This window comes from Rhizobium sp. ZK1, from assembly GCF_047782645.1.
In the GTDB taxonomy this organism is placed as follows: Bacteria; Pseudomonadota; Alphaproteobacteria; order Rhizobiales; family Rhizobiaceae; genus Rhizobium.
The window spans coordinates 682,366-708,154 of sequence record NZ_CP180587.1; the positions used below are offsets into that span (position 1 = coordinate 682,366).

Annotated in this window: 27 protein-coding genes; 13 read left to right on the top strand and 14 right to left on the bottom strand. The window is 60.2% G+C overall.

All coding sequences use genetic code 11. The annotated features are described in order from the left end of the window. Nucleotides 1–15: 15 nt before the first annotated feature. From ACK9YZ_RS25770 to ACK9YZ_RS25790, 5 genes are all read right to left on the bottom strand, one after another. Complete coding sequence (locus ACK9YZ_RS25770) at nt 16–1,020, bottom strand: ABC transporter ATP-binding protein (protein WP_416068120.1); 1,005 nt, start codon at nt 1,018–1,020, stop codon at nt 16–18. Continuing rightward, on the bottom strand, nt 1,017–2,024 hold the full coding sequence (locus ACK9YZ_RS25775; RefSeq protein ID WP_416068121.1) for an ABC transporter ATP-binding protein: 1,008 nt from the start codon (nt 2,022–2,024) through the stop codon (nt 1,017–1,019). The genes ACK9YZ_RS25770 and ACK9YZ_RS25775 overlap by 4 nt, the downstream gene beginning before the upstream one ends. Then, entirely contained in the window at nt 2,021–2,869 is an 849-nt protein-coding gene (locus ACK9YZ_RS25780) for an ABC transporter permease (RefSeq protein ID WP_416068122.1), read from the bottom strand. The genes ACK9YZ_RS25775 and ACK9YZ_RS25780 overlap by 4 nt, the downstream gene beginning before the upstream one ends. After that, the gene (locus ACK9YZ_RS25785) at nt 2,866–3,804 is read right to left on the bottom strand and encodes an ABC transporter permease (protein WP_416068123.1); all 939 of its coding nucleotides are present in this window, start codon (nt 3,802–3,804) and stop codon (nt 2,866–2,868) included. The genes ACK9YZ_RS25780 and ACK9YZ_RS25785 overlap by 4 nt, the downstream gene beginning before the upstream one ends. Nucleotides 3,805–3,987: 183 nt before the next feature. Further along, nucleotides 3,988–5,565, bottom strand: coding sequence for an ABC transporter substrate-binding protein (locus tag ACK9YZ_RS25790; RefSeq protein WP_416068124.1), 1,578 nt, complete (start codon nt 5,563–5,565; stop codon nt 3,988–3,990). Between the two features lie 174 nt (nt 5,566–5,739). Between ACK9YZ_RS25790 and ACK9YZ_RS25795 the strand changes: the two genes are divergently transcribed. From ACK9YZ_RS25795 to ACK9YZ_RS25825, 7 genes are read left to right on the top strand one after another with little or no spacing between them, the layout of a single operon-like run. Further along, nucleotides 5,740–6,750: a GntR family transcriptional regulator gene (locus tag ACK9YZ_RS25795; protein ID WP_416068125.1), complete on the top strand. Its 1,011-nt coding sequence runs from the start codon at nt 5,740–5,742 to the stop codon at nt 6,748–6,750. Nucleotides 6,751–6,764: 14 nt separating this feature from the next. Then, entirely contained in the window at nt 6,765–7,466 is a 702-nt protein-coding gene (locus ACK9YZ_RS25800; RefSeq protein ID WP_416068126.1) for a creatininase family protein, read from the top strand. Beyond that, nucleotides 7,463–8,479: a ketopantoate reductase family protein gene (locus ACK9YZ_RS25805; protein ID WP_416068127.1), complete on the top strand. Its 1,017-nt coding sequence runs from the start codon at nt 7,463–7,465 to the stop codon at nt 8,477–8,479. The genes ACK9YZ_RS25800 and ACK9YZ_RS25805 overlap by 4 nt, the downstream gene beginning before the upstream one ends. Then, nucleotides 8,476–9,222 carry an SDR family NAD(P)-dependent oxidoreductase gene (locus tag ACK9YZ_RS25810; RefSeq protein WP_416068128.1) on the top strand — a complete coding sequence of 249 codons (747 nt, stop codon included), beginning with the start codon at nt 8,476–8,478 and terminating at the stop codon, nt 9,220–9,222. The genes ACK9YZ_RS25805 and ACK9YZ_RS25810 overlap by 4 nt, the downstream gene beginning before the upstream one ends. Then, the gene (locus ACK9YZ_RS25815; protein WP_416068129.1) at nt 9,219–10,592 is read left to right on the top strand and encodes a dipeptidase; all 1,374 of its coding nucleotides are present in this window, start codon (nt 9,219–9,221) and stop codon (nt 10,590–10,592) included. Before ACK9YZ_RS25810 ends, ACK9YZ_RS25815 begins: the two co-directional genes overlap by 4 nt. 53 nt (nt 10,593–10,645) lie before the next feature. After that, entirely contained in the window at nt 10,646–11,563 is a 918-nt protein-coding gene (locus ACK9YZ_RS25820; RefSeq protein ID WP_416068130.1) for a succinylglutamate desuccinylase/aspartoacylase family protein, read from the top strand. Next, on the top strand, nt 11,560–12,336 hold the full coding sequence (locus ACK9YZ_RS25825) for a transporter substrate-binding domain-containing protein (RefSeq protein ID WP_416068131.1): 777 nt from the start codon (nt 11,560–11,562) through the stop codon (nt 12,334–12,336). The genes ACK9YZ_RS25820 and ACK9YZ_RS25825 overlap by 4 nt, the downstream gene beginning before the upstream one ends. A gap of 42 nt (nt 12,337–12,378) precedes the next feature. Here the strand turns inward: ACK9YZ_RS25825 and ACK9YZ_RS25830 are convergent, their stop codons facing one another. Then, nucleotides 12,379–13,671, bottom strand: a complete 1,293-nt coding sequence (locus tag ACK9YZ_RS25830) for a DUF763 domain-containing protein (protein ID WP_416068132.1) — start codon at nt 13,669–13,671, stop codon at nt 12,379–12,381. A gap of 263 nt (nt 13,672–13,934) precedes the next feature. Between ACK9YZ_RS25830 and ACK9YZ_RS25835 the strand changes: the two genes are divergently transcribed. The 3 genes from ACK9YZ_RS25835 to ACK9YZ_RS25845 all read left to right on the top strand — a co-directional run bounded on the left by ACK9YZ_RS25835 (nt 13,935) and on the right by ACK9YZ_RS25845 (nt 15,230). After that, the gene (locus ACK9YZ_RS25835) at nt 13,935–14,432 is read left to right on the top strand and encodes a BA14K family protein (protein ID WP_416068133.1); all 498 of its coding nucleotides are present in this window, start codon (nt 13,935–13,937) and stop codon (nt 14,430–14,432) included. Further along, a complete protein-coding gene (locus tag ACK9YZ_RS25840; protein ID WP_416068427.1) occupies nt 14,407–14,508 on the top strand; it encodes a BA14K family protein in 102 nt (33 codons plus the stop codon). The genes ACK9YZ_RS25835 and ACK9YZ_RS25840 overlap by 26 nt, the downstream gene beginning before the upstream one ends. Nucleotides 14,509–14,693: 185 nt before the next feature. Then, a complete protein-coding gene (locus ACK9YZ_RS25845) occupies nt 14,694–15,230 on the top strand; it encodes a hypothetical protein (protein WP_416068134.1) in 537 nt (178 codons plus the stop codon). Here the strand turns inward: ACK9YZ_RS25845 and ACK9YZ_RS25850 are convergent. From ACK9YZ_RS25850 to ACK9YZ_RS25860, 3 genes are read right to left on the bottom strand one after another with little or no spacing between them, the layout of a single operon-like run. After that, nucleotides 15,227–15,850: a response regulator gene (locus ACK9YZ_RS25850; RefSeq protein WP_216758988.1), complete on the bottom strand. Its 624-nt coding sequence runs from the start codon at nt 15,848–15,850 to the stop codon at nt 15,227–15,229. The two genes, ACK9YZ_RS25845 and ACK9YZ_RS25850, sit on opposite strands and share 4 nt — an antisense overlap. Before the next feature lies 1 nt (nt 15,851). Beyond that, complete coding sequence (locus tag ACK9YZ_RS25855; protein WP_416068135.1) at nt 15,852–17,240, bottom strand: sensor histidine kinase; 1,389 nt, start codon at nt 17,238–17,240, stop codon at nt 15,852–15,854. A 58-nt stretch (nt 17,241–17,298) separates the two neighbouring features. Beyond that, on the bottom strand, nt 17,299–17,469 hold the full coding sequence (locus ACK9YZ_RS25860) for a hypothetical protein (protein ID WP_216758986.1): 171 nt from the start codon (nt 17,467–17,469) through the stop codon (nt 17,299–17,301). Nucleotides 17,470–17,661: 192 nt separating this feature from the next. Here ACK9YZ_RS25860 and ACK9YZ_RS25865 point away from each other — a divergent pair, with 192 nt between their 5' ends. Both ACK9YZ_RS25865 and ACK9YZ_RS25870 read left to right on the top strand, forming a co-directional pair. Beyond that, a complete protein-coding gene (locus ACK9YZ_RS25865; RefSeq protein ID WP_416068136.1) occupies nt 17,662–18,060 on the top strand; it encodes a DUF1236 domain-containing protein in 399 nt (132 codons plus the stop codon). 115 nt (nt 18,061–18,175) lie between these two features. Then, entirely contained in the window at nt 18,176–19,039 is an 864-nt protein-coding gene (locus ACK9YZ_RS25870; protein WP_416068137.1) for a DUF1236 domain-containing protein, read from the top strand. 291 nt (nt 19,040–19,330) lie between these two features. On the opposite strand, the gene ACK9YZ_RS25875 is transcribed toward ACK9YZ_RS25870, so the two are convergent. From ACK9YZ_RS25875 to ACK9YZ_RS25895, 5 genes are all read right to left on the bottom strand, one after another. After that, nucleotides 19,331–20,308 (bottom strand): glycosyltransferase, encoded by a 978-nt coding sequence (locus ACK9YZ_RS25875; RefSeq protein WP_416068138.1) that lies wholly within the window; start codon nt 20,306–20,308, stop codon nt 19,331–19,333. A 123-nt stretch (nt 20,309–20,431) separates the two neighbouring features. Beyond that, nucleotides 20,432–21,175, bottom strand: coding sequence for a hypothetical protein (locus ACK9YZ_RS25880; RefSeq protein WP_416068139.1), 744 nt, complete (start codon nt 21,173–21,175; stop codon nt 20,432–20,434). After that, nucleotides 21,168–22,661 carry a glycosyltransferase family 2 protein gene (locus tag ACK9YZ_RS25885; protein ID WP_416068140.1) on the bottom strand — a complete coding sequence of 498 codons (1,494 nt, stop codon included), beginning with the start codon at nt 22,659–22,661 and terminating at the stop codon, nt 21,168–21,170. Before ACK9YZ_RS25885 ends, ACK9YZ_RS25880 begins: the two co-directional genes overlap by 8 nt. Beyond that, nucleotides 22,658–23,287: an HAD family hydrolase gene (locus tag ACK9YZ_RS25890; protein ID WP_416068141.1), complete on the bottom strand. Its 630-nt coding sequence runs from the start codon at nt 23,285–23,287 to the stop codon at nt 22,658–22,660. The genes ACK9YZ_RS25885 and ACK9YZ_RS25890 overlap by 4 nt, the downstream gene beginning before the upstream one ends. Continuing rightward, nucleotides 23,284–23,955 (bottom strand): hypothetical protein, encoded by a 672-nt coding sequence (locus tag ACK9YZ_RS25895; RefSeq protein ID WP_416068142.1) that lies wholly within the window; start codon nt 23,953–23,955, stop codon nt 23,284–23,286. Before ACK9YZ_RS25895 ends, ACK9YZ_RS25890 begins: the two co-directional genes overlap by 4 nt. A gap of 242 nt (nt 23,956–24,197) precedes the next feature. On the opposite strand from ACK9YZ_RS25895, the gene ACK9YZ_RS25900 reads away from it, so the two are divergent. After that, entirely contained in the window at nt 24,198–25,703 is a 1,506-nt protein-coding gene (locus ACK9YZ_RS25900) for an oligosaccharide flippase family protein (protein ID WP_416068143.1), read from the top strand. Nucleotides 25,704–25,789: the final 86 nt, after the last annotated feature.

Consider the following 25,789-nt stretch of genomic DNA (forward strand, 5'->3'; position numbering starts at 1 on the left):
GGTTCTCTGATCCTCTTAGCGCACAGGTGCCCCGAAATCCTCAAGGTGGCAGGCCGCGAGCTGGCCATGGCCACGCGGCGTCAGAAGCGGCCGCTCTATCCTGCAACGATCGAAGGCATGCGGGCAGCGGCTGGCAAAGGCGCATCCCGGCGGAACTTCGAGCGGGCTCGGCAATTCGCCGCGCGCTGCGATCGTTCGGCTGCGGCGAGACGGATCGAGCTCCGGTGCCGCGTCGAGCAGCGCCTTGGAATAGGGGTGACGCGGGGCGGTGAAGAGGCCTTCCGACGTGTTCACCTCAACCACCTGGCCGAGATACATGACCGCGACTCGATGCGAGATATGGCGAACCAGCCGCAGGTCGTGGGCGACGAAAATGACGGTCAGATGCAATTGTTCCTGCAGTTGCAGGAGTAGATTGACGACCTGGGCCTGCACCGAAACATCGAGCGCCGAGACCAGTTCGTCAGCGACGATGACATTGGGCTCGACGGCGAGCGCTCTCGCAATGCCGATGCGTTGGCGCTGGCCACCGGAGAATTCATGCGGATAGCGGCCTGCCGCATCCTGCGGCAGGCGAACGAGCTCTAAGAGTTCCGCAATCCGATGGGGGATTTCGACCTTGGCCCGCATTTTGTGAACGGAGAGCGCCTCGCCGAGAATCTGCGAAACGGTCATGCGCGGGTTGAGCGAGCCGTAGGGATCCTGGAAGATCATCTGCACCCGCCTGTTGAAGGCGCGCCGCTCGCCGCCGCGAAACCGGCCGATATCCTTGCCTTCGAAGCGGATTGCCCCGCCATCCGGCTCGTGCAGGCGCACCAGGCACCGCGCGAGGGTGGACTTGCCGCAGCCGGATTCGCCGACGATGCCAAGCGTTTCGCCGCGATGAATTTCGAGCGTCACGTCGCGAAGCGCATGCACGGCGAGCTGCGGTTTTCCCTGCAGTCGTCGCGTCAGGGAGTGCGGGCCGGCAAAGCGTTTCGAGATGCCGTCGATCGAAAGAATGGGAATATTCGCGTTCAAATGATCGCCTCCGCCTTGGCCACGAGCTCATGGTGGAAACAAGCAACCATCCGCGCCTCGGAGGTGATGGACTCTAGCGGCGGACGCTCTCCCAGACAGTGTTCGGTTGCAAATTTGCAGCGCGGGTGGAAGGCGCATCCCACCGGCAGATTGGTGAGGCTCGGCGGTGTGCCCTCGATCGATTGCAGCACAGTGCGGGATGCGCCTGAGCGCGGCACCGAACCGAGCAAGCCCCGCGTATAAGGATGGCGCGGCTTGCTGAAGACATCGGTCACCTTTCCGGTCTCGACGATGCGGCCGGCATACATGACCGCCATGCGATCACAGGTGGCGGCGACCACGCCGAGATCGTGGGTCACGAGCACAACGCTCATCGACAGCCGGTCGCGCAGGTCGAGCAGCAATTTCAGGATCTGATCCTGGATCGTGACGTCGAGTGCGGTCGTCGGCTCGTCGGCAAGCAGGAGTTTCGGCGAACAGGCGAGCGCGATGGCGATCATCGCGCGCTGGCGCATGCCGCCGGAAAACTGGTGCGGATATTCCTGCAGTCGTCTCTCGGCGGCCGGAATGCCGACGATGTTCATCAGTTCCAAGGCGCGCGCCTTGCGCTCCCTGGCATTCAGCGTCGTATGGGCGACGAGGTTCTCCTCGATCTGCACGCCGACCGGCAGGACAGGGTTCAGCGCCGTCATCGGTTCCTGGAAGATCATCGCGATCTCGCGGCCGCGAACCCTGCGGAGTTCTTCCGCCGTCATGACGACGAGATCGCGACCGCGCCATTCGACACGGCCGCTGACATGTCCTGGTTCGCGGACCAACCGCATGATGGAGCGCAGCGTCACACTCTTGCCGGAGCCGGATTCGCCGACAAGGCCGACGACTTCGCCCGGCGCAACGTCGAAATCGACGTCGGCAGCTGCAATTGCCTGCCCGTGGGGCGTATCGAAGGTTGTCGTCAGGCCGCGCACGATCAGCCCGCCATTTTCGCTTGGCATGCCCGTCATCGTCTGACCCTCAACAATTCGGCAACACCGTCACCTGCCAGGCTGAAGCCGAGGCCGGTGATGACGATTGCGACACCCGGAAAGACCGAGATCCACCAGGCGGTATTCATGAAATTCTTGCCGTCGGCGATCTGCACGCCCCATTCGGCGGCCGGCGGCTGGGCGCCGAGACCGAGATAACCGAGGCTGGAACCGAGCAGAATGGCGAGCGCCATATCGGTCATCCAGTAGACGATCGCCGGCGTGATCGCATTCGGCAGCAGGTGACGGAAGATGATGCGCAGCGGCGCATAACCCATCACCTTGCCGGCATCGGCATAATCGAGCCGCTTTTGCACCTTGATTTCGGCAGCAACCAGCCGCGCATAGAAGACCCAGCCGACGACGCTGACGGCGACATACATGTTGCCGAGGCCGGGGCCGAGCACGGAGACGATGGCGATGACCAGCACCAGGAAGGGGAAGGTGATCGTCGCATCGACGATACGGCCGAAGATCGCCTCCCAGAATCCGCCGACATAGCCGACGAAGGCGCCGACTAGCGTACCGAAGATGAAGGGGCCGATCGTCGCGAAGATCGCGATCTGCATGTCGATCGTATAGGCATGGATGACGCGCGAGAGCACATCGCGGCCGAAACTGTCGGTGCCGAAGGGATGCGCCCAGTTCGGTGGCTTCAGCAGTGCATTGTAGTCGAAGGCTGTCGGATCATAGGGGGCAAAGAGCGACGGCCAGATCGCGACGATGAGGCTGAGGCCGAGAATAATGCCGCCCGAAATCAGCGAACGTGGCAGCATGCGCCAACGCGACGCGTGACGCGCGGCCCTGTTGGCGAGACCGGTCATCGGGCAATCCTCGGATCAAGCCAGGCCTGCACGATATCGGTGACCAGAAAGGTCAGCGAAACGAGGACAGCAAGCGCGATGGTCAGCCCCTGGAGAACCGGATAGTCGCGGCCATAAATGCTATCGATCAACAGGCGGCCGGCGCCGGGGACGGCAAAGACGGTTTCGGTGATGACGGCGCCACCGAAGAGCGTGCCCGTCTGCAGGCCGAACAATGTGACGGTCGAAATCAGGGCGTTGCGCAGGATGTGGCGCATGAGGATGACGCGCGAGCGCAGGCCCTTGGCGATGGCGAAATCCACATATTCGGCATTCATGACGCCAATGATGGAGGAGCGGAGATTGCGCATCAGCACGGCGGCAAAGCTCAGTGCCAGGGTCAGCGCCGGCAGAAAAAGATGGTAGATGCGGTCACCAAACGTATCGCCATAACCGCCGACGGGGAAGATCTTCAGCTGCGCCGCAAAAACGGTCAGTAGCACGATGCCGACATAGAAGACCGGCATCGACAGCCCGACCTGGAACGTACCGCGAATGATGCTGTCAGGAAGCTGCTCACGTTTCAGCGCAGCGACGAAGGCGAGCGGCACGGCAAGAACCAAAGCAATAAGCGCTGACATGACCGTCAACATCAGCGTGACCGGCAGGCGCTGCAGGATCAGCGACATGACAGGCACTTTGAGGCCGATGGAATTGCCGAGGTCGCCGGTCAGGATACGCTCGACATAATAGAGGAATTGCACGGGGACAGGCCGATCGAGGCCAAGCTGGTGATTCATGCGCTCGACATCGGCATCGATGGCGCGGTCGCCAAGCATGGCGCTGGCGGGATCGCCGGGCAGCAGGCGCACGAGAACGAAGGTGACGATGAGGATGAAGATCACCGTCGGGATCATCTGCAGCACGCGGCGGATTATGAAATTGAAAAGGGGCAACAGCCGCTCCCGATCTTCCTCCAGCGCGCCGTGCGTCCATTTGGTCGCACTAAGGACGCACTAACTCTTTTGAATCTACGCATCAGGCTTTCCGAAAATCGGTCCCGAATTTCGGGCCGATGCTGTAGTCGAAAAAGGCCGCGGGCCTTGGTAAGAGGCCCGCGCAGCAGGCTGGGTCACGTATTACTTGTCTTTCCAGGTCTTGGCGAAAATGTTGTTGCCAAGCGGGATCTGCAGAAAGCCGTGGACCTTCTTGCTGAGAGCAACCGGGTAGGGCGTCTCATAGAGCGGCACGGTCGGGCCTTCGGTGTTATAGATTTCCTGCATCTTCGCATATTGCTCAGCGCGCTTCTTTGGATCCATTTCCTTCTGGGAGTCTTCGAAGAGCTTGTCTGCCTCGTCGTTCTTCCAGCCGCTGTGCAGCGCATCGATCGTCTTGGAATAGACGAAATAGGAGGTGATCTCGTTCGGATCGGCGATATCGTCGGTCCAGGCGGCGTTGCGCATCACGAAGGTGCCGTCGCGATATTGCTGGGTGCGGGTCGGGTTATCGACCTGCTGCAGCTCGAGCTTGATGCCGATCTGCGCCCACATCTGCTGCAGGGCGGTCGAGATGCCGACCTCGTCCTGATTGCCGGCGAGCACGAGGATGCTGGTCGAGAATCCGTTCTCGAATCCGGCTTCCTTCATCAGGCTCTTCGCCTTTTCCAGGTCGTAGGGATAGAGCGGCTTGTCGCCGACATGCAGCGGCGTTGCCGACGACATGTAGGACGTCTGCGGTGTGCCGACGCCGTGGGTGACGATCTGGATGATCGCATCCTTGTTGACGGCATAGTTCATCGCCTGGCGGACCTTGGCGTTGGACAGAGGATTGTCCTTGCCGCCAAGCTGTGGACGGACATTCAGAGTAATATATTCGACGCGTGTCGATGGGTAGAGTTCCATATTGAGACTACCGGACGACTTCAGTTCGTCGACACGGGCATAGGGAATGAACTCGGCGCCATCGATCTCACCGGATGTGAGCTTCAGGATGCGGGTCGCATCGTCGGGGATCAGCTCGAAGTCTAGGCCGTCGAGGTAGGGTAGCGGTTTGGCGTCCTCGCCCTTGCCCCAGTAATATTCGTTGCGCACCAGCTTCATGCTGGAGCCGCGGTCCCAGGATTTCAGCACGAAGGGGCCGGAACCAACAGGATGTTCCGCAAAAGCCTTGGCTTTTTCCTCGTCGGTCGCGCCCGGCGATGCTTCAAAGGCCTTTTCCGGCAGGATGCCGGTATTGAAGACGGTCAAGGCCGCAAGAATGGCCGGATCCGGATGCTTGAGCTTGATCGTAACGGTCTTGTCGCCTTCCGTCGTCACGTCGTCGATGGATTCGATCATGAAGCCCCAGATGCCGTTGTCCTTCTTGGAGGCGCGCTTCAGCGACCAGGCGACGTCGCCGGGGGTGATCGGTGAACCATCGGAGAATTTGATGCCGTCGCGCAGCGTCAGCGTTACGCTTTTGCCGTCGTCAGCCACCTTGTAGTTGCTGGCGAGGCCAGGCTGTACGCCCTTGCCATCATCGGTCGGCAGGAGCAGAGTGTCGTAGAGATTGGACAGGATCCAGATATCGACGTTGGCGTCGTTCAGCACGGGATCCAGGAAAAGGCTGTCGGCATAGCGGCCGTAGACCAGCGTGCCCCCCCGCTCCAGGGCGAATGCTGAAACACTGGTGCCGAGTAAAACTGCAGCGGCCACGGCCGCACGAGCGATCGTTCTCATATCATTCCCCTTTTTATGCATATTAAGTGTTATTATTGACTATAACGATTTCACGCAGGAAAAAGCCTGTCAACTGATTTTTGTCCAAGCCAACCGAGACGCTTGACTTGTCTATGCGCCATTTTCGCGATAACCGTTATATCCATCTATAACAGATAGCGCTGAACGGGTTTCATGGATTTCTTCGTCGACCGGGAGTTGCCGGTGCCTTTGCGCACGCAGCTTCAGGGCCTTATCGAATATGGCATCGCCTGCGGCGAGTTGGCGCCTGGGGAAGCCCTTCCGTCGGTACGGGAACTGGCGGAGAAGGTGGGTGTGGCCCCGATGACGGTCAGCCAGGTCTATTCCGACTTGAAGGCGGCTGGCCTGATCGACACGCGTCCGGGCTCCGGCACGTTCGTCAGCGACAGCCATCAGGCGCGGCTCGCAGGGCGGGCAGATGTGAGCGAGTTGCATCGGCAGATCGACCACCTGATCGATGAGAGCCGCCGCTTGGGTATTCGTTCGTCAGACCTTGTCTCCCTCGTCAATGCTCGGGCCTTTTATCGTGACAGTGTCGGTCCACGGCTGCGCATCGTTATGATCGGCATCTTTCAGGATGCGACTGCCAGCTATGCCAAGTTCATCGCGGCCCGCCTCGGTCGCGATGTGACGGTCGAACCGATGACGGTCTCCTCGATCGAGCGCAACCCTGCCGCCATGGCGCGCGCCAATTCCGCCGATCTTGCCATCACCTTCGCCAATCGCCACCGCGAGGTCGCAACCCTTGTGCCGAATACCAAGGTGGTGACAATCAGCTTCACGCCATCGGAGGAGACGCGCAGGGCACTTGCCTCGCTCGACTCGCTGGCCTCGATCGCCGTCGTCTCGCGCTTTCCGGATTTCCTGCCGATCATGAAGAGCGGCGTGCAGCGCTTTGCGCCGCATGTCAGCGAAATTACCGCAACCACGCTCGAGGCGCCGGGGCTGGAGACACTCCTCGCCAATGTCTCCGTGGTGATCTACGCATCGGGCGCGGAAAGCGTGACCGATCTTCTTCCCGAGGGCATGCAGGCAATCGAATACCGCCATGCGCCAGATACAGCCGACATCGAAAGAGTGATCGTACCGATCATTCGTGCTGCCGGCGTTGTTTCGCAGGCAGACGACACATCCAAACGAGACGCTATCGACGCAAAGGTCTAGGAAAGGCAGACGAGATGAGAGTATCTGGCTCAAACTGGCAGCAGATCGAAACCTATCTGAAAACCGATGACCGGGCGATCCTGCCCCTCGGCAGCACCGAGCAGCATGCCGGCCTGTCGCTTTCGGTCGACTCCATCCTGTCGGAGAAGGTCGCCGCCGACGCCGCCGCGCCGCTCGGCATTCCGGTCTTTCCGGTCGTTGCCTATGGCATCACGCCCTATTTCCTCTCCTACCCCGGCACGATCAGCATCCGCCAGGAGACCTATATCAGCTTGATTCGCGATATCCTCGACGGCTTGAGGCGGCAGGGCTTCCGCCGCATCCTCATCGTCAACGGCCATGGCGGCAACCAGCCAGCCGGCAGCATGGCGATCGAATGGATGGCGGATAACCCCGACACGGCAGTGAAGTTCCACAATTGGTGGAATGCGCCGAAGACCCTCGCCAAGGTCCAGGAGATCGACACCATTGCCTCGCACGCCTCTTGGATGGAGAACTTCCCCTGGACACGTCTTGAGGGTGTCAAACAGCCGACCCAGCAGAAGCCGATGATCGATCTTGCTCGCATGCGCGTCATGTCGCCGGATGCCGTCAAAGCCTATCTCGGAGACGGCAATTTCGGCGGCTACTACGAGCGACCCGATGAGGAAATGCAGGCAATCTGGGATGTGGCGGTCGACGAAACCCGTGCGCTGCTCGAGGGAGGCTGGGCATGAGCGAACCGATCCTGATCTGGGGTACTGGTGCGATCGGCGGTACGCTGGGTGCTGCCTTCATCCGGGCCGGCAACGAGGTGATCTTCGTCGATAACGTTAAGGAACATGTCGATGCCATCAACGAGAAGGGCCTGCAGATCGTCGGTCCGATCTTCGAGGATGTCGTCAAGGCCAGGGCCTATCTGCCGGAAGACCTCGAAGGCACCTATGCGCGCACCTTCCTCTGCGTGAAGGCGCATCATACGGAAGCCGCAACACATATGCTCGTCGAGCATCTCGCCTCGGACGGATATGTCGTCTCGGCGCAGAACGGTCTCAATGAGCGCGTCATCTCCCGCATTGTCGGCGAGAACCGCGTGATTGGCTGCTTCGTGAATTTTGGAGCCGACTATCTCGAACCGGGCGTCGTGCAATATAGCGGCCACGGCGCCGTCGTTATCGGCGAACTGGACGGGCGGTTTACAGATCGCGCCGAGGGAATTTACGACCTGATGAAGCAGTTCGAGCCGAAAGCTCTGATCACCAACAACATCTGGGGCTTCCTCTGGGGCAAGCTCATCTATGGCGCACTGCTCTTCGGAACTGCACTTACCAATGACAGCATTGCCGACGTTCTCGACAATCCAACCGCGCGGCCGGTTTTGCGCAAGCTGGCATTGGAAGTCGCGACTGTCGCTGCCATCAACAATATCAAGCCGGAGGCTTTCGACGGCTTCGATCCGGCAGCCTTTGGACCGCTGGCGACGCCGGAGCAGACGACCAAGTCCTTCGACGACATGTCCGTCCACAATCGCAAATCGGTCAAGTCGCATTCCGGCATCTGGCGCGATCTCGCGGTCCGCAAACGCAAGACAGAGGTCGACGCGCAGGTGCTGCCAGTCGTGGAGATCGGCAAGGAATCGCGCGTTCCGACGCCACTTGCCGCCCGCGTCATCACCATGATCCACGAGATCGAAGACGGTAAGCGCCCTCTCGCCATGGCCAATATCGAAGAGCTTGCGAGGGTCGCATGAACATCTCCTTTGACGGAAAGGTCGTCGTCGTCACTGGCGCTGCCCACGGCTTTGGTCGGGCGATATCAGAGGCTTTTGCAAGCCGCGGCGCGCGGGTTCATGCCTGCGATGTCAATGTGGCTGGGCTCGAGGAAACGGTGAAGCTCTGTGGAGCAAAGACCACGGCCCACGTACTCGATGTCGGCAACCGCACCGATGTGCTGGCGCTGGTGCCGACCTTCGGCGAGGTCGATATCCTCGTCAACAATGCCGGCGGCGTGCGCGGTCAGGTTGGGCGGCCGATCGAGGAGATTTCAGAAAGCGACTGGCAGACGATCTTCGATGTCAATCTGTCCGGCGCCTTCTTCATGGCACAGGCGGTTGCCCCCGTCATGAAGAAACGCAAGACCGGGCGCATCGTCAATATCTCGAGCGGCGCCGGCCTCGGCATCTCGCTGACCGGCATCCAGGCCTATGCCAGCGCCAAGGCCGGCCAGATCGGGCTGACGCGCCAGCTCGCCCATGAGCTCGGGCCCTGGGGCATCACGGTCAACAATGTCGCTCCCGGTTTCGTTCGCTCCAACCCGACCACCGAGCGCCAGTGGGATGCGATGGGAGAGGAAGGACAGGCGCGGCTTCTGCAGAACATCGCATTGAAACGTCTCGGCTTGCCTGACGATATCGCCGCCATGGTCATGTTCTTCGCTTCCGATTATGCCGGCTGGATCTCCGGCCAGGTGATCAGCGTGGACGGCGGTAAATGAGCGTCGAGACCTATCTGGAGGAGAATTATCCGGCGGCGCTTGATGATCTCAAGGCTTTTTGCCGGATACCGAGCGTCAGCACCGACCCGGCCTTTGCCGAGGGCATCCGCCAGGCCGCGGCCTTCGTGGCGGATCGTCTGCGCAGGGCTGGTTTTGCTCCCGTTGAAACGCTTGATACCGGCGGGCACCCTGCCATCTATGGCGAAATTCTCTCCGATCCTACACTGCCGACCTATCTCGTTTATGGCCATTACGACGTCCAGCCGCCCGATCCGCTAGAGAAGTGGAAGACGCCGCCTTTCGAGCCCGATGAACGCGATGGCAGGCTCTATGCCCGCGGCGTGTCCGACGACAAGGGGCCGCTGCTGATCCCGATTCTTGTCGCCGAAGCCTTCATGCGCGTCGAAGGCCGGCTGCCCGTCAATCTGAAGGTGCTGATTGAGGGCGAAGAGGAATCCGGCAGTCCGCATTTTGCGCCGACGCTCGAAAAATACCGTGACAAGCTCCGCTGCGACCTCGTGCTTTCGGCCGATGGTGCCATGTGGCGTCCGGACAAACCGTCGATCACGGTGGCGAGCCGTGGCCTCGTGGCCCTCGATGTCACCATAACCGGTGCCGCCAAGGACCTGCATTCCGGTCGCCACGGCGGCAGTGCGCCCAACCCGATCGCAGCGCTTGCAGGCCTGCTCGCTTCCATGCACGGCCCGGATGGTCGCGTCAGCGTCGAGGGTTTTCTGGATGGCACGACACCTCCCGATCCGAAGATCATCACGGCAATCGAGGTATCGCAATTCGACAGCGCTGCCTATTACCGGGAGATTGGTGTGTCCGGCGGCGATCCGATCGATAGCGGCCGTGAATTGCTGATCCGGCAATGGCTGGAGCCTACGCTTGAATTCAACGGTATCTGGGGTGGCTACCAGGGCAGGGGCACCAAGACGGTGATTCCGAATATGGCGAGCGCCAAGATCACCTGTCGCCTCGTCGCCGGGCAAAAACCGGATACCGTGATTGCGGCGATTGTTCGCCATTTGCAGCAGCGTTTGCCAAAGGGCTTTCAGCTTGAGGTTCATCGTCACGGGCCGGGCAGCGAGTCGGATTTCGTCGATCCCGATCTGCCGGCCTTGAGAATTTCCGAAGAGGTCCTCGGCGACTTGCTCGGTGAAAAGCCGCTGCGGGTCGCCATGGGCGCGACGATCCCGATCGGTAGTGCCTTTCGCCGGCATCTCGGCTGCGCTTCGATCTTCTTCTCCTTTTCCACGGCAGACGAGGATTATCACGCGCCCAACGAATTCTTGCGGCTCGGGAATTTCAAGCTCGGCATGCGGGCCTGGACAATGTTGCTGAGGCGGCTAGCCGCCTCGTCCTGAGAAGAAGCACAACGACGCCGGCGCAAACGGCGCTTTTCATGGAGGAATGCTCGATGACCGCCTTGCCCGCCCTGCGCACCGGAAAGCCCCGCTCGGAATTCGGCCATGTCCGCGCGACGAAAGAGCTCGAAATTCCCTTCGCGATCATCGAGGGAGCAGAGGAGGGACCGTGCCTGCTCGTCACCGCCGGCGTGCATGGTTCGGAATTCTGCTCCATCGAGGCGGCTGTCCGGCTGATGAAGACGCGGCCGGAAGAGATCAAGGGCACACTTGTCGTCCTGCCGATCCTGAACGTTGAAGCCTTCCACCGGCGCAACATCTATATCATGCCGCAGGACGGCAAAAACCTGAACCGCATGTTTCCTGGCAAGCCTGATGGAACGACCAGCGAACAGCTGGCGCATTGGCTGGTGACGGAAGTGTTTCCAAAGGCCGATGCCTATATCGATTGCCATGGCGGCGACCTGGACGAGAGCCTTGCACCATTCACCATTTTCCCCGCCGCTTGCGAGAAGTCGAAAGCGCTTGCGGCTGCCTTCGGCATCAAGGTTGCTGTTGCAGCCGGCGGCTCCGGCTATACGGTCGATGCATCCCACAAGCTCGGCATTCCAAGCATCCTGCCCGAGGTCAGCGGTAACGGCCTGTGGGGCGAGGCGAGCGTGGCACAGATGACAGACGGCATTCGACGTGTCATGCAGCATATCGGCATGCTGCCGGGTAAAGCGCCGGTAACATCGCTTGATGTCGTCACCATGTGGGTTCCCACTGCGCCGGTAACCGGGCTCTGGTATCCAAAAAAGGATCTCGGTGAGCCTGTGGCAGTTGGCGAATTGCTGGGCGAGATCAAGAGTGTTTTCGGCGAGGCGCTGGCGAGCATCCACTCCGAGAAGACGGGCTTCATCCTTTATCGGCTGACGAGCCTGTCAGTAAACGAGAAGGAAGCCTTGCTTGGTGTCGGCACGCCGGCATGAGTTTCGTTCAAGAGAATCTGAATACGCCTCTGACGGAGATCGCAGCAGCAGACATCATCCAGGAGCTTGTCCCAACGGGTCGGTTGCGTCTCGGCATCGTCGTTGCCCCTGCTGCGTCGGCCTTCTTTGCCGTGATGGAGAATGGCAGTCATCGCGGCGTGACCGTCGATATCGGTTGGGCGCTTGCCGCAACGCTCGGCCTTGACGCGGAGATTGTCGCTTTCCCGAACTCCGGCGCCTGCACCGAGGCGCTCGAAGCCGGTGCAATCGATGTCAGCTTCATGCCGGTCGACGACGAGAGGCGCAAACGTGTTGCCTTCGGTCCGGCCTATTACATCATCGAGAGCACCTATCTCGTCACCGCTGCATCCGGCATCGCGAGCCTGGCCGAGATCGACCGCGTCGGTATGCGCGTCGTCGGCATCGCCAACACTACGACGATCCGAAGTGCTGCCCGTTCGCTGACGGTGATCAGGCCGGAACCAGTGGAAACGGTCGCCGAAGGCGTCAATCGTTTGCTGGAGGGCAAAGCGGATGCTCTGGCGCTTTCACGCGACGCCTTCCGCTCGCTGCTGCCGCAACTGCCGGGGGCACGGGTCCTCGATGGCGGCTTTCAACAGACAGGCATCGCCATCGCGACAGGCAAGGACAAACCGGCGGGGTTGGCCTTGCTGAGCGAATTCATGGAACGGGCGAAGGCATCCGGTCTCGTGCGCAGCGCGCTGGATGCTGCCGGTTTTGCCGATGAGCCGGTGGCGCCACCTCATGCCTGAACGGATGGCTGTTGGCCGCATTGAGATTGCGAGCCTACGCGCTCAGCGCTTGTTTGTACGGGGCCGTATTCCTGCGTCCGCTCTTGCGTTCTCCGGCGGCAGTTCCCAACCGAAGACGCTACGTCCGCCGAAGGTGGAGGATTGCTGGAATTCGCCGGCGACAATTTCCTTGAGATCGGGACCGGTGGCGTAACGCTCTATGTTGCGTGACTGATCGTCGAGCCGGCGTAGCGCCTGTAATTCCTCTTCGCGGCCGAGCTTTCCCTTCATCACGGCTGATTTCATGACGTTGATCGTCTCGTCATAGACCTTGAGCGGTACGGGGAAGGGATGCCTGTCCTTGCCGCCGTGGGCGATGGAAAAACGGGCGGGATCGGAAAAGCGGCAGGGCGCGCCATGCACAACTTCGGCCACGAGGGCCAGCGCCTTGACCGTACGGGCACCAACGCCTGGTACGAGAAGCAGGTCCTCGAAATCGACCGGTCCGCGATCGGCAGCTGCGGCAAGGTTGCCGTGCAGACGCCGCATATTGACGTCGCTTTCGCGCACGTCGTGATGGGCGGGCATGATGAGATGGGGCAGCATCGGCTGTTCGACTGGCTCCGGCGCGGGCGCAGGATCGGCGGCCAGGGCAAGGGCTGCCGCCTCGCGGACAATGCGGTCTGGCCCAAGCGCTACGAGAAGATCGAGCTGATCGTGGCGGGATTTTTCCGCGCGTCGGTCGGCCAGATTAATGATCTTGCCTTGCGAGCGGCCTTCGATGGCCGCATGCGGGGAATTGACGAAGCTCTCCAGTCCTTCGGAAAACCAGTGATAGCGCCGCGCCTGACGCTTGTCGCCGTTCATGCCCTGCTGGACGATCACCCAATGCCCGTCATCGGCAACGATGAAGCCGTGCAGATAGAGATCGAAACCATCCTGCACCGCCGCGCTGTCCACCTTGGCGACCAGGCGACTTGTCTTTGCAAGGCCGGCACCGTCAAGGCCGGTGCGATCGCCGATCGCCATCAGTTCGTCCGGCGTCTTGCGCGATTGCGCACCGCGCCCGCCGCAGACGTGCAGGCCGAGTTCTTTCGATAGCGGCTTCAGCCCGCGCTTCAGCGCGCCGAGCACGCTGGTCGTGATGCCGGAGGAATGCCAGTCCATGCCCATGACGGCGCCGAAGGACTGGAACCAGAAGGGATGGGCGAGCCGTTGCAGAAACTCGTCACGCCCATAATGGTGAACGATCGCCTCGGTAATCAGCGCACCAAGCGTGGTCATGCGGTTGCCCAGCCATGGTGGCACGCGGCCTCCGTGAAGGGGGAGGTCGGCGCTGCCCGCTCTTTGCGACATGCTTCCTCTTTCTGCAGGCGATCTTGTACGACGGATCCGATCACCCGATAAAACAGCTATCCGTCAAAATCGGGGCGATGGCAATAAATTCCTATCCGTTGCGGGTGCCTTCCGGAAATTGCGGCCGAGGGGATCGCGTCGCACGGGCAGGAACGTCCCACCGTCGCAAAACAAGCGCAAAAAAGCGCATTTTTTTGAGCCCGTCACGGAACCCGAGCCGGCATTGCCGATTTTTATGTGGGGCAGGAATGTGAGATCGCGTGATGAAGTCGCTTGTTGCATCATCCATTGGTCTGGCGGTGCTTGGTGCCATTCTGATTGGCGGCTTTGCTTCCTATGCCTTGCGTGATTCGGAACCACATCACTTCGCCAATCTCGACGCGCCGCTCTGGACGACGACACCGATGCGCGTTGACCCCAAGGCTCAAAATTACGAGCGCCTTCCGCCGCAGCAGGCCGTTGTCGACAATAACCAATCCTTAAAACCTGCGAATTTGGTTGGCGTATTGGCCATTGCGCCACCTGACGCAACAGTGACAGGGGCGATTGAGCCGCCGAAGCAGGAATGGACAGCCGATAGCCACCATCTCAGTCTATGCCGGCAGCGCTATCGGTCCTACAACGTCGCCGACAATACGTACCAGCCTTTTGACGGTGGCCCCCGAAAACCCTGCGTGACGGACGAAAGGAAGCTTTCCAGGGCTGCCGGAAGCCGATACGAGCTCCGACTCACATATTTCATCGTGCGCCGCCCGCTATGATTCCTATCGCGCTTCGGACAATACCTATCGGCCGTTCAGCGGGCCGAGACGCCAGTACTTTTCTCACGTTGTTTGACGGACATATATGATAAGGCCGCCTTCTTTTGCAGCGACCGTCTCCCGTCTTGATCAGAGAGCCGGGACCAAAGTCCTAGCCGCCTTGGTACCTATGTCCGACCGTCTTGCAATTTCGAAGCAAGCGGTCAATCTCATTCCTGTTTTCAAGCTGACACTCAAGGAAGAACGACAAGGCTAGGGACTATGGTGATCTCCAAGCGCAATTTCCTGAAAGGCTGCGGCGCGAGCGTTCTTGCCGTTGTGCCGCTGAAGGTCGATGTGGCGGGTTCGTTTCCGTCGTTGGCCAGTCTGACGGCATTCGCTAAGAACGAAAACGGCAACGGCGGGGGAAATGGAAACGGCAACGGCGGGAATGGCGGGGGAAATGGAAACGGCAATGGCGGGAATGGTGGGGGAAATGGGAACGGCAATGGCGGGGGGAATGGAAATGGTAATGGCGGCAGCGGCGGGGGTAATGGTAACGGAAATTCGGGCGGCAACGGCAGCGGGAACAGCCGATCTAGCTCAAATGGAGCCGGTAGTACGGACCGTGCGCCCTCAACATCCGGCGCACGCGCGACCGAAGATACGGATGGCTCGATCGATGTCCGGCATTCGAATGGAATAACCGAAACTCTTCGTGCAGGACGCTACATCATGAAGGACTCGAAAGGCCGCACGATCATCAATAGGCGGGCGACATCGGCTGACAGCACGCGGCTTGCGCGCCTGCTGCGTTAGCGTTTTTCACGCCACCGCAAGGCGGCTTCCGTCCTGTTGGTGACGCCGAGCTTCGTCAGGATCTGGGTCATATGATGCTTGACCGTTTTCTCCTGTAGATCGAGACGCAGGCCGATGTGTTTGTTTGAGAGACCTTGGGCAACAAGGTCCATCACCTCGCGCTCCCGAGGGGTGAGCGTGTCTCTGTCGGATGCCTGCCCGCTCAATGAATATTCCATGACCTTCGCCGACATCGCCGGAGAGACGTAGCGGGCTCCCTTGAAGACGGTGCGGATCGCTTCCGCCAGACCGCGGGAACCAACACCCTTGAGAATGTAACCCTTCGCTCCGCGTTGGAGCGCTTCGACGAGCGTATCGACTTCCTCGGAGGCCGTCAGCATGAGGATTTTGGTATCCGGGCTTATGGAAAGGATCTCCTCGATCACCGAAAGCCCGTCTCCGGGCATCGACACATCGAGGAGCAGCACGTCCGGATGGGCATCGGCAGCGATCATTGCGGCGTCGGATGTATTGGCGCCTTCTCCGACAACGGCAAAATCACTGACCTCGGAGAGACTGCGGGTCACCCCCTCGCGAAACAGGGGATGATCGTCTACGACGGCGACCTTGATGGATGTCATCCTATTCCTCCACTTCCATAGGCGCGAAAGTCATGATGACAGTCGTTCCGCCTTCGCCGGTCTTTATGTCGAATTCCCCGCCAAGGCTATCGATCCGTTCCTTGAGCCCCGCAAGGCCGAGGCTCGCCGGCCTCACCTGCGTTGGATCAAAACCCTCGCCGCGATCGCTGACTTCGACGCGGACGGCGCCGCCTTTCGATGTTGCCCTGACGGCCTGCTCGACACCCCCGCCATGTCGATAGGCATTGTTGAGCGCCTCTTGAATGAAACGGTAAATACAAATCTTGAGAGCGGGAGCAAGTTCCGGATCGTCCTCATCGATTGTTGTATCGACGGTCGTGTTGGTCTTCTGCTGATGGGCCTCGACAACCCGTTTTACGATTTCCGTAATCGAAGCCTTTTCGATTTGCGGCAGCACCAGTCCCTTGCAGATATCCCGGATTTCCTTCATCGCCTCGGCAAGGCTCGAGCGGATCCAGGCAAGTTCCTCCTCGCGTACCTCCGGCGCGGTGCCGGCATCGACCAGCAGGTCACTGTCGAGACGCAACGAAGCATAAGCGATGTGCTGGGCAGGCCCGTCATGCAGATCGGCGCCTATGCTGCGCAAATATGTTTCGTTCAAGGCCGCAGCGCGCTGCGAGGACAGTTGAAGCCGGCGTTGCAGGCCGCGATTTTCGGCGAGGAGTGCGGAAAGTTGATCCACTCGGGCCTTTAGCGCTTCGCGCTGAACCTCGATCGTATGGCTGCCGCGAAAGACGACAATGGAAAGAGCGAGGAAGAAGATCGTAGTCAAGCCGGCCACGGCCAGCCAGCTCCGGAGCCGCGCCCGTGCGAGGCTGTCTTCTAGCCCTTCGGCCGTCTCGTAGAATTCAAGGACGGCGACAGCCTCCCCCGACCAAGGCTGCAAAACAGGATTGTAAATTTCCATGAGCGCTTTGCCGAGATTGCGCTCCTCGGCGCTTTCGGGGTCGCTTGGGACTTCGTAACGTGCGACCAGCGAGCCCGCAAACGCCTGAGCGAGCTTGGCATTGACCGGAAACGTCTTCCCCACGAGTTCCTTTTGATTGGAGTAAAGGATCGTGCCGTCACTGCGCCACAGCTTGAACGATACGAGACGGCGGCCAAGCGCGCCCTGTCCGAGCGTTTCGTCGAGTGCTCGGGCGCTTGCCTCATCAAGCAGCGATTCCTTCTGCATGTCCGGAAGTAAGGGCGCGACGACGCTATCGACGTAGAGCGCTGTCGCCGCGCCCGAATTGTGAATGACGGCGTCCTCGATGAGATGGGTGACGATGAGCCCGATGACGAACATTGCGCCAAGGGCAACAAGCCCTCCCATGATGAGGAATTGGGAGGCGAGGGAGCGGGCATTCCAGCGTATGGGCCAGTTCATTTCCAACCTGAATTGCGATGGTCCATTCAAACTACCGCATTGGCCGGACTTTTCCAGTTCACCTGACCTCGATGAGGTCGGTGCCCTGGACTGTGGTGGTCAACTGGCTCGGCTCGCCCGACATAGCCATGCCGAAGACATAGAGCATGGCGGCAAGGAAGATGACGAGCGCTAGCAAGGATGCGTTCCAGGCACTGGAAATTTCTGGAATCTCATTCCTGTCGTCCATGATTGAACTCCTGTTTCGATGCCGAACGGGTGGGGAGACGGTGCGTTCCGGATCTCGGACTTCAGTCCGAGTGTCATCGGACAAAGGTCCGAAGCGGTTCCGACTGAAGTCCGAGATCCGGAACAGTGAGGAATGCAGGTCGTTCGTCTGGCAGCGGTCAAGCAGGCCGCTTTGACACCAAAGGAGGAAAAAATGCTCTCGAAGCTTTTCATAGGCACGGCAATGGCCGCGTCTCTCATGTCGGGCGCGGCACTTGCCCAATCTTCGACCGTCAATGGAGCCGCTGGTGGCGCCGTTACCGGCGCGATCGTTGGCGGCCCGGTCGGCGCCGCAGTTGGTGGTGTAACCGGTGCTATTATCGGCACGGCCATCGATCCGCCGCCGCAGAAAGTTGTGACCTATGTTCGCGAGGCTCCGACTCCGGAGGCCCGCGTGGTTGTCAAGGAAAAGATCGTTGTCGGTCAGCCCCTTCCGCAAACCGTTGTCGTAACACCCGTTCCCGATAATCCGAAATATGCCTATGCGGTCGTCAACGATGAACGTGTCATCGTCGAGCCGTCTTCCCGTAAGGTGATCCAGGTTCTCAACTGACCAGGCACCGGGCGCGGCAAATGCCGCGTCCCATTCAATCCAGGCACAGGCGTTAAAGTCGCCGCCCAAATGGCGGCGATGGTCTTGTGCGACTTGCAACCACAGAGAGATTGTCATGAAAACCAAGACGATTGCCGTCCTGATGACGGCATTGTCGATTGGCGTTTCGCCCGTCGGCATCATTTCCGCTTCGGCTCAGGATGCACCGATCCTGCCCAAGAAGGGTGCGGCGCAGAATGGCGCCCCATCCGGTGGCGAAACACAGCAACAGCCAGATTCGGATGCGACAACCGGCGGCAGTTCTTCCGGTTCGGATACGGGTGGTGGTGCAACGACCGGTCAGCAGCCTTCCAGCGGTGCTGGACCGTCAACCGGCGGAACCCCGGGTCAATCGACCGCTGAGCCGCAGGTTAAGCCACAATCGGGTACGTCTGAGGGCGCTTCGCAGACTGGCAATGCGAAGAATTCGAGCGGCGCGGATGCCTCAGGCGGACAAAGCTCGAACGGCGCGAAGGCCCCAAAAACGGGCCAGTCTCCGACGGATACGCGAAACTCAAGTGGCAATCAGCCTTCCGGTTCTTCGAACACAAATGCTTCGCAAAAGTCCGGCAGCGGCACAACACCGACCGATGGTTCGGCAGATACCAAGTCGAACGACAAAACGACGGTCAACAGCAATGCCGATAGCACCACCAAGGCCGAAACAAACAACACCGCCAATGTGAACATCTCGGTCGAGCAGCAGACCGAGATCCACCAGGTGGTCAAGGAAGTCCATATCGAGCCGGTCCGCGAGACCGACTTTACCGTCTCGGTGGGAACAACCATTCCGAAGAAGATCAGGCTTGAGCCGCTTCCGCCGCGGATCGTGGAGATTGTGCCGCAATATGAGGCCTACCGCTTCTTCGTTCTGGCGGATGGCCGGATCGTCATCGTCGATCCGAATAGCTACACGATCGTCTACATCATCTCGGCCTGACCGTTGGCCATCCCGGCGGCGACATCGTCGCCGGGTTGAGGGAAGTTATCAATGATCTACCCCAGGAAAGATCCAGCGGCTTTGCAATGCGTGTCATCGCGATCTTGTTTGCGATGGCAGGACTTATTACGGCGCTCGTGGTCCTGGACAATCGGGACGACCATCATACCGCTCGAATATGGGGTCCTCCGCAAGGCGACGTGAATGTCTCCGACAACGGCTACCAAATGCCAGCATCAATTGGTGCGCGACCTGGCAACATCCAGGCGCGCCTATAGCACCGCATGGTTATCACCGTGACGAGGCTTGCCAGGGCGAAAGTTTTCCAAAGACATTAGCGATAGCAGATAGCGAGGCAGCGCGTATGCGCAGCAGTCTTTGCCGCCGGAGGGCATCGACACGTGTGCCCGGCGCTTTCGTCAGAGCCGCACGGGCAGCCCTGACAGGGTCCACTAGGCTGGCAGCAATCTCCGGCAAGGCATCCACTTCCGCTTCGAGGCGTTCGAGATAGGCATTCAGTCCATCCGCAGCGGCCTGCCGCAGCCGGCGTGTTGGGGCGGTTCGAAGCTTGCGCGTCGTCCAGCGAAGATGTTCTTCGGCATGCCTGTGCAGCGCCTGCGGATGCTTGTAGGCTCTGTGGTCGCCAAGCATGTCGGCGACGAATGCCACTTCTCCGAGTTCGCCGCAGCGCCACCAGAGCTCCATATCCTGCAGATACTGCCAGGCCGGGTCCCAGCGGCCGGCTCTGAAGAACACGTCCGTGCGGATGGTCGCACCCGGCATCGCGACCATATTGTTGAGCAGAAGCAGTTCCCGAAACGCCTCGCCGCTGTTGCTGTAACTCCACCCGAAGCGACGGCCGGGAATGGGATCGCCCCCATAGGTAATCTGCCGGAAACGGCCGTGGATCAGGGCAGGGTGGCGCATTGCCGCGCGCCCGATTGCGCGCAACGCCCCCGGCGCGAGACGGTCGTCGGCATGCAAGGTGACGAGGTAATCCGCCTTCGCGCCGGCAGTATAGGCGCGATTCCAATTGTCCGTGCGCGGCACGGTGTTCCGGTGCAGGGCCGGCTTCAGCCGTGGAGATGAGTAGGATGCGATCATTTCCCGACTGCCGTCCGTGGAGCCGTTGTCACAGACATGCACCTCGAAATCCGGATAATCCTGCGCCAGAGCGCTGTCGAGTGCTTCGGCAAGTGTCTCAGCATTGTTGAAGCAGGGTATGATAACGGCGAGAGAGGGTAATTTGCTCGATGTCCCGGCTGTCATGATGAACTCCCATCCGGTTTGCTAGGTCCCCTGATCCCCGCGAAGGCGTGTCGAGCGGATCGTTGGCAAGGCTCCGTGACCCTTCGAAGCGGACCGGCGCCAGTATTTCCCTCATCTTTGACGCTAGCCGGCAAGGGCCGCGTCTGCGATCTTGACATCGAACACGTCACGCGCCGGTAGCGTCCGGACATCGAAACCGTGTGCGACAATGCCGTTCAGCATCGGGCACACAAAAAGTAGGCCGTTATGCGCGAGGCTCGCGCAGTTCTGCAGGCTATGTGCCAGAGCCAGATGAAAAACGGCGACGTTGCGGAAGGCATAGACGCCTGCCGATGCATTGGCGGAAATAACGATCTTCTCCCTCGCTTCCAGCATACGGCCATCATCTCCAAGCCTGATATAGCTGTATTGCGGATGTCGGGAGCCAAATGTGAGCGCCAAGCCGCCGAGATTGGGATCGGCGGCAAAGATTGCAGCAATGTCCGCATCGCTGTCGAAGATGATATCGCAGAGATCGACGACGACGGGTGCATCCGGAAAAGCGGCGAGTGCTGTACCGGCCGCAGCGCTCCAGGCAGCACCCCCACTCGCTTCGGATAGCCATACGATCCGCGCGGTCGGATAGCGCGTCAGTAATGTTTCCCGCGCAAAGCGCCGCGATCCGGGGTGATCCCGCAGCACGAAAACAGGAACTGCTGCTGTGGTCCACCACGAGCGCGCTTCCAGCGTGGCGCCAAGCAGTGTCCTCTCTCCAACCGGTATTTCCGCCTTCACCGAGCCGTCAGGCCGTTCAAAATCATTCCCGGCCATGGGAATGATGATGTTCAGCGGCGCTGTCGCGCCCGGTCTGATGCTGACCTCACGCATAGGCAGGCTCGCGGCCTCGCAGATATTCGGTCAGATCCTCGGGCGTACCAAGCCCGTGCATGTTTCTGACGTCGATTTCGTAAACACCGATGCGTGCGCCGTTGCGGATGGCGTAGTTATAGGCGGGGCAGACATAGAACTCGTTGTTGGTGCGGTCGTTGTGCACCATCATGTCGAGAGCGCCCTTCATGAAATCGCCGGCGCGGCGGAAGAAGTAGATGCCGACCGTCGCCAGTTCGGAGATCGGCTGCTTTTCGGCAACCCTGAGCACAAAGCCTGCCGCATCGGTTTCCGCGAAGGACCATTTCGGATCGCGCTTCGGATCGCGGAAAACGAGGATCGATCCGTCGAGGTCGCGCGACATGCAGTCGTCGATGAAATCGACGATCCGCATATCCACGACCTGGTCGGAATTGGCGATGAGAAGGGGTGCTTCCTCGTCGAGTTGCTGGCGCGCCAGAAGAACGGTGCAGGCCGTGCCCTCGGTCAACTGGTCGACCGAGACGATGCCGACACCCTGCGAGCGCAGGTTCGCCACCGCGTCCGCCTGGCTCTCCAGATGTTCGCGCAGCAGCAACACTGTCGGCTGTCCGCCAGGCGGCAGGGTATTTTCCAGCACATGCTGGATCATCGGCCGGCCAAGCACATCGATGAAGGGCTTTGGGCGGACGAAGCCGACCTTGGCAAAGCGGCTGCCCCGGCCGGCGGCCGGCACCACCAGTTGCACGGGCCGTGCGGCCTGTGCAGAAGACAGGCGGCGTACGCCGTTAACCTCGAAATTCTCAATCATTTTCGGATTGTAGAAGCTATGATAGCGGTCGGCAGCGATGCTTTCGGAGACAACGCGACCGCCATCGAGGATCACCTCGTTCAGCGCGGAACTCACAAAATAACGGCCTTCAACGGTGACGCCATGTCGCAGCGCGGCAGTCGCGGCCTTGAAGAAGATCTGGGCCTCGCGGAAATAGTAGAAACCGGCGATCGCCTTGTTGCTGATCACCTCCTTCTCGGAGGTGCGGTTTACGAGACCATCGTCGCCGAGCGTCGCGTAGGACCAACGCGGGTGGATCGTCTCGAAGGTGATGACACCGGCATCTGCATCGGCTGCCTCGAATTCCGCAATCACCGATGCAAGGCGGGTGTCGATAATCTGGTCGCTGTTGGCGATGACCAGCGGCTCGGTGGGATCGATCTTGTCGACCGCCATCAGGCAAGTGCAGAGCGCGCCGGCCGTCGGGCCTTTCAACATCACCACCTCGGAGCGACCGTTTGTGCTGAGATCGAAGATCCGCTCGTAGGAATATTTGACGGCATCCTGCTGATCGACGACAAAAAGGAAATGCGTGTCGCCGCCAAGCGACTTCAAGTTCTCGATGGCCCACAGGATCATCGGCTTTCCGGCGACTTCGATGAGCGGGCGTGGATAAGCATAGTCTTCCGGGCTGAAATGGGGGGATGCGCCCGTGGTGGGGAACAGGACGATCATGCCATCACCTCCGATACACGCTTGATCTCCGATACGATCCGGCCGTGGATGACGTCGGCCGGTGTGCCGATCTGCATGACGTAAGCCCCGCTGTCGCGTGCGGCTCTCAGGCCGTATTCATTGTCCTCGAGAATCAGGCACTCATCCGGCCTCAGGCCGAAGCGCTCCATCGTCGTCACATACATCTCCGGATCCGGCTTGGCACGAGTGACGTCCTCGTTGGAGACGATCAGGTCGATATATTCCATCAGTCCGGCGCGCCGCATCATGGATTCGATGGTGACACGGATCGAATTCGAGCAGACGGCGATCTTGTAGCCGTCATGCTTGAGGCGGCTCAACGCGTACTGATGAGCAAACACCGGCTTGCAGCGGGTATAGATCAGCTCCATCGTATAGTCCTGCTTCAGCTCGTGGATCAGCTCGTTCAGCCCCTTCGGCAGGCCATTGGAACGGGAGAGGATCTCCAGTTTGCGGCGTGTCGGCAGGCCATCGAACGTGGTCAGATGTGCCTGGCGGTCAATTGGCATGCCGAAAAGATCGAGCGCCCGGTTCAGCGCCTCGTAGTGCCATTCCTTGGCGTCGATCAGCACGCCATCCATGTCGAACAAAACAGCACGGATCATGTGACTTCCTCCTCAACCATCCAGGCAAAGCTTTGCTCGGCTGCGTCGGGTAGATCGGTGCAGATCATCAGCCGCTCGAGCGGAAGACCACTCTTTGCAGCCTGCCGCAATTCGGCAGACCAGACGGCCCAGGCTGCTTGATGTGCACGTTTGTGCAGTTCCGGCGAGACCATCGCGACATATTTGCCGTGTCTGAGATCGTCGACCGCCCGTTCGATCGAGGCCGGCTTCTCGGTGAAGGAATCCACCCAGACACCCTGGCAGCGTTCGTAGAAGGACGGGTATAGCTCGACCTCGCTAAAGCGGGTGAAGACAGGGATATCGCTGTCGAGATAAGGCCTGAGATCGGGAACCGACGCATCGAAAACGAAGGAGCGTTTCGTCACCCGATATTGTTCCAGCATTGGCACGAGAACCGGGCAGAGACCGTCTGCCTTGATGTTGATGGCCAGCCGTCCGGGGGCGCCATTTGCCGCATAGCACTCAAGAACGCGCTCGAAAGGCAGCGCGCCGGATGTGGGAGGATCGTGTGAAATAACCAGTTCGCCATTCAGATCGCGAACATCCAGTTCAACGCCGTGTCCGGCTGCAAATGCCTTCTCGAATGCCCCTAGAGTGTTCCGCTCATGGGGTGCAAGCCACCAGCCACGATGTGCGAGTATCATCATGATCATGTCCCTCCGGCCCAATCGGCCAGCAAACGATTTTGTGTCGTCACAAAGGGCGGATTAAATCCATGCATGTGCCGACCAATCTTCACATGCGGGATTGTAATTTCATATTGACTATGCAGAAGTGAGTATTGATCGTCAATATCAAATATACATCAAAGTTGTTACTTTGGTAACACGTGCAGTACGCCTAATGATACAAATATAAACTTGAGCTAAACTCGAACGAACATGTGACCATGGGCACATCTAGTACGGCATCACTACGCGGCGCAGATCAAGACCAGGAGCCACGTAGTGTCTCTACATCACGGGATGCGCTATGGGTTTCGGGCGCTCGGCTGGTGAGCCAACTCTGCGGTATCGGTACATTGCTGGTGGCAGCTCGCGTCCTCTCACCGGCCGACGTTGGCGTCTTTGCCATGGTCTCCTCGACCGTACTGCTGCAATCGAAGATTGCCGAGGCCGGATGGAGCGAATACCTGATTGCTGCGCCGCACGACAGAGAACTGCCCGGTACGGTCCTTTATTGCGCGCTTGCAAGCGGTCTCGCCTTCACCATCCTGGGCCTGATTGGGCTTGGCGTTTCCCTCGTCTGGCTGGCGCCTACCGGATCGATCTTCGTCACTCTCCTGCTGCTGATGGCGACTATCGTGCCCGGCACCTTCATCATCTGCCAGAGCGGCGTATTGGTCAGGGGACGACGCCTGCGCGAACTTGCATGTTATCAGGCAGCGTCGGAATTTTCGGGCCTTCTGGTAACGACAGGAGGACTGTTGCTCGGCTGGGGCATCGTCGCGCTCGCGGCAGGGCGCTGTTGCGTCGTGCTTGTCGCACTCCTGATGTCCACGGGCTTTGCGCGCTGGCTTCCGCGCTTCGAATTCCAGCTCACGACTGCCCGCGCGGCGCTGGCCTACTCCACACGGTTGCTGGCATCGCGCCTGATGCAATTTGCGCAAAGCTACGGTGCGGAGTTCCTGATCGTCTTCTTCATCGGCGCGACGGAAGTCGGTCTCTACAGAATGGCAAGCCGCATCGTCGGCGCCGTCACAGAGCTGATTTCCGAACCCGTGCGGATGCTGGCATGGAGCTACTTCTCCCGCCAGCAGGGTGAGGCAGGGGGCGGTGAGGAAGGTCTCAGCCGTCTGACGGGATTGATCATGGCTGCGACGGCTTTCGCAGCGCTTCCGGTCTTCATGGGTCTTGCCGTGATATCGAAACAGCTCGTCAGCGTGCTGCTCGGCGCGCAATGGCTCGCAGCAGCGCCCGTCCTCATCCTGCTGGCCGCCGCGCGCGGCATTGCCGTCATCCAGATGCTCAACGAGCCTGTGCTCAGCATCATCGGCCGCGTTGCGCTGCTGCCGCGCCTGAACATGCTGTTTACGGCGACCAGCCTCGCCTGCCTCGCGGTCGCGGGCTGGATCGGGCCGCAACTGCTCAATATCGCCGTCGCGCAATTGGTGGCTGCGGCATTGACGACTGCAGTATCCCTGTATTTTCTGCAGCGCGGCACGGGATTTCGCTGGCCATCGCTGTTGCGGAGGATCTTTCCCGCTGGTCTGGGCGCCTGTGTCATGGTCGGGGTCGTCGGTTTGGCACTCCATATGGTAAGCGACAGCCTGCATCTTCCGTTTGTGGATTTGTTTATGGGAGTTGCGGTGGGGGGGCTTGCCTATGCCGTCATTGCCTGGTCCAGCGGTCGCGCCTTGATGGCGGAGCTCAATCATGTGACGGGTGCACGATAAAGACCTGGATGCGGGTGCCTGTTGGAGCCGAGTTTCGTTATCCGCTGTCAGCCACTGGCTCGAAAGCCGTGCCACCACACAGCCAT

Bases quoted from the DNA above. Each gene is read 5' to 3' on its own strand.
- ACK9YZ_RS25850 (WP_216758988.1), bottom strand. From the start codon at position 15,850: ATGACATCCATCAAGGTCGCCGTCGTAGACGATCATCCCCTGTTTCGC.
- ACK9YZ_RS25835 (WP_416068133.1), top strand. From the start codon at position 13,935: ATGAAGTCGCTTGTTGCATCATCCATTGGTCTGGCGGTGCTTGGTGCC.
- ACK9YZ_RS25855 (WP_416068135.1), bottom strand. From the start codon at position 17,240: ATGAACTGGCCCATACGCTGGAATGCCCGCTCCCTCGCCTCCCAATTC.
- ACK9YZ_RS25830 (WP_416068132.1), bottom strand. From the start codon at position 13,671: ATGTCGCAAAGAGCGGGCAGCGCCGACCTCCCCCTTCACGGAGGCCGC.
- ACK9YZ_RS25875 (WP_416068138.1), bottom strand. From the start codon at position 20,308: ATGACAGCCGGGACATCGAGCAAATTACCCTCTCTCGCCGTTATCATA.
- ACK9YZ_RS25845 (WP_416068134.1), top strand. From the start codon at position 14,694: ATGGTGATCTCCAAGCGCAATTTCCTGAAAGGCTGCGGCGCGAGCGTT.
- ACK9YZ_RS25890 (WP_416068141.1), bottom strand. From the start codon at position 23,287: ATGATCCGTGCTGTTTTGTTCGACATGGATGGCGTGCTGATCGACGCC.
- ACK9YZ_RS25860 (WP_216758986.1), bottom strand. From the start codon at position 17,469: ATGGACGACAGGAATGAGATTCCAGAAATTTCCAGTGCCTGGAACGCA.
- ACK9YZ_RS25825 (WP_416068131.1), top strand. From the start codon at position 11,560: ATGAGTTTCGTTCAAGAGAATCTGAATACGCCTCTGACGGAGATCGCA.
- ACK9YZ_RS25895 (WP_416068142.1), bottom strand. From the start codon at position 23,955: ATGATGATACTCGCACATCGTGGCTGGTGGCTTGCACCCCATGAGCGG.
- ACK9YZ_RS25815 (WP_416068129.1), top strand. From the start codon at position 9,219: ATGAGCGTCGAGACCTATCTGGAGGAGAATTATCCGGCGGCGCTTGAT.
- ACK9YZ_RS25885 (WP_416068140.1), bottom strand. From the start codon at position 22,661: ATGATCGTCCTGTTCCCCACCACGGGCGCATCCCCCCATTTCAGCCCG.
- ACK9YZ_RS25820 (WP_416068130.1), top strand. From the start codon at position 10,646: ATGACCGCCTTGCCCGCCCTGCGCACCGGAAAGCCCCGCTCGGAATTC.
- ACK9YZ_RS25865 (WP_416068136.1), top strand. From the start codon at position 17,662: ATGCTCTCGAAGCTTTTCATAGGCACGGCAATGGCCGCGTCTCTCATG.
- ACK9YZ_RS25870 (WP_416068137.1), top strand. From the start codon at position 18,176: ATGAAAACCAAGACGATTGCCGTCCTGATGACGGCATTGTCGATTGGC.
- ACK9YZ_RS25800 (WP_416068126.1), top strand. From the start codon at position 6,765: ATGAGAGTATCTGGCTCAAACTGGCAGCAGATCGAAACCTATCTGAAA.
- ACK9YZ_RS25900 (WP_416068143.1), top strand. From the start codon at position 24,198: ATGGGCACATCTAGTACGGCATCACTACGCGGCGCAGATCAAGACCAG.
- ACK9YZ_RS25790 (WP_416068124.1), bottom strand. From the start codon at position 5,565: ATGAGAACGATCGCTCGTGCGGCCGTGGCCGCTGCAGTTTTACTCGGC.
- ACK9YZ_RS25810 (WP_416068128.1), top strand. From the start codon at position 8,476: ATGAACATCTCCTTTGACGGAAAGGTCGTCGTCGTCACTGGCGCTGCC.
- ACK9YZ_RS25805 (WP_416068127.1), top strand. From the start codon at position 7,463: ATGAGCGAACCGATCCTGATCTGGGGTACTGGTGCGATCGGCGGTACG.
- ACK9YZ_RS25880 (WP_416068139.1), bottom strand. From the start codon at position 21,175: ATGCGTGAGGTCAGCATCAGACCGGGCGCGACAGCGCCGCTGAACATC.
- ACK9YZ_RS25795 (WP_416068125.1), top strand. From the start codon at position 5,740: ATGGATTTCTTCGTCGACCGGGAGTTGCCGGTGCCTTTGCGCACGCAG.
- ACK9YZ_RS25780 (WP_416068122.1), bottom strand. From the start codon at position 2,869: ATGACCGGTCTCGCCAACAGGGCCGCGCGTCACGCGTCGCGTTGGCGC.
- ACK9YZ_RS25775 (WP_416068121.1), bottom strand. From the start codon at position 2,024: ATGACGGGCATGCCAAGCGAAAATGGCGGGCTGATCGTGCGCGGCCTG.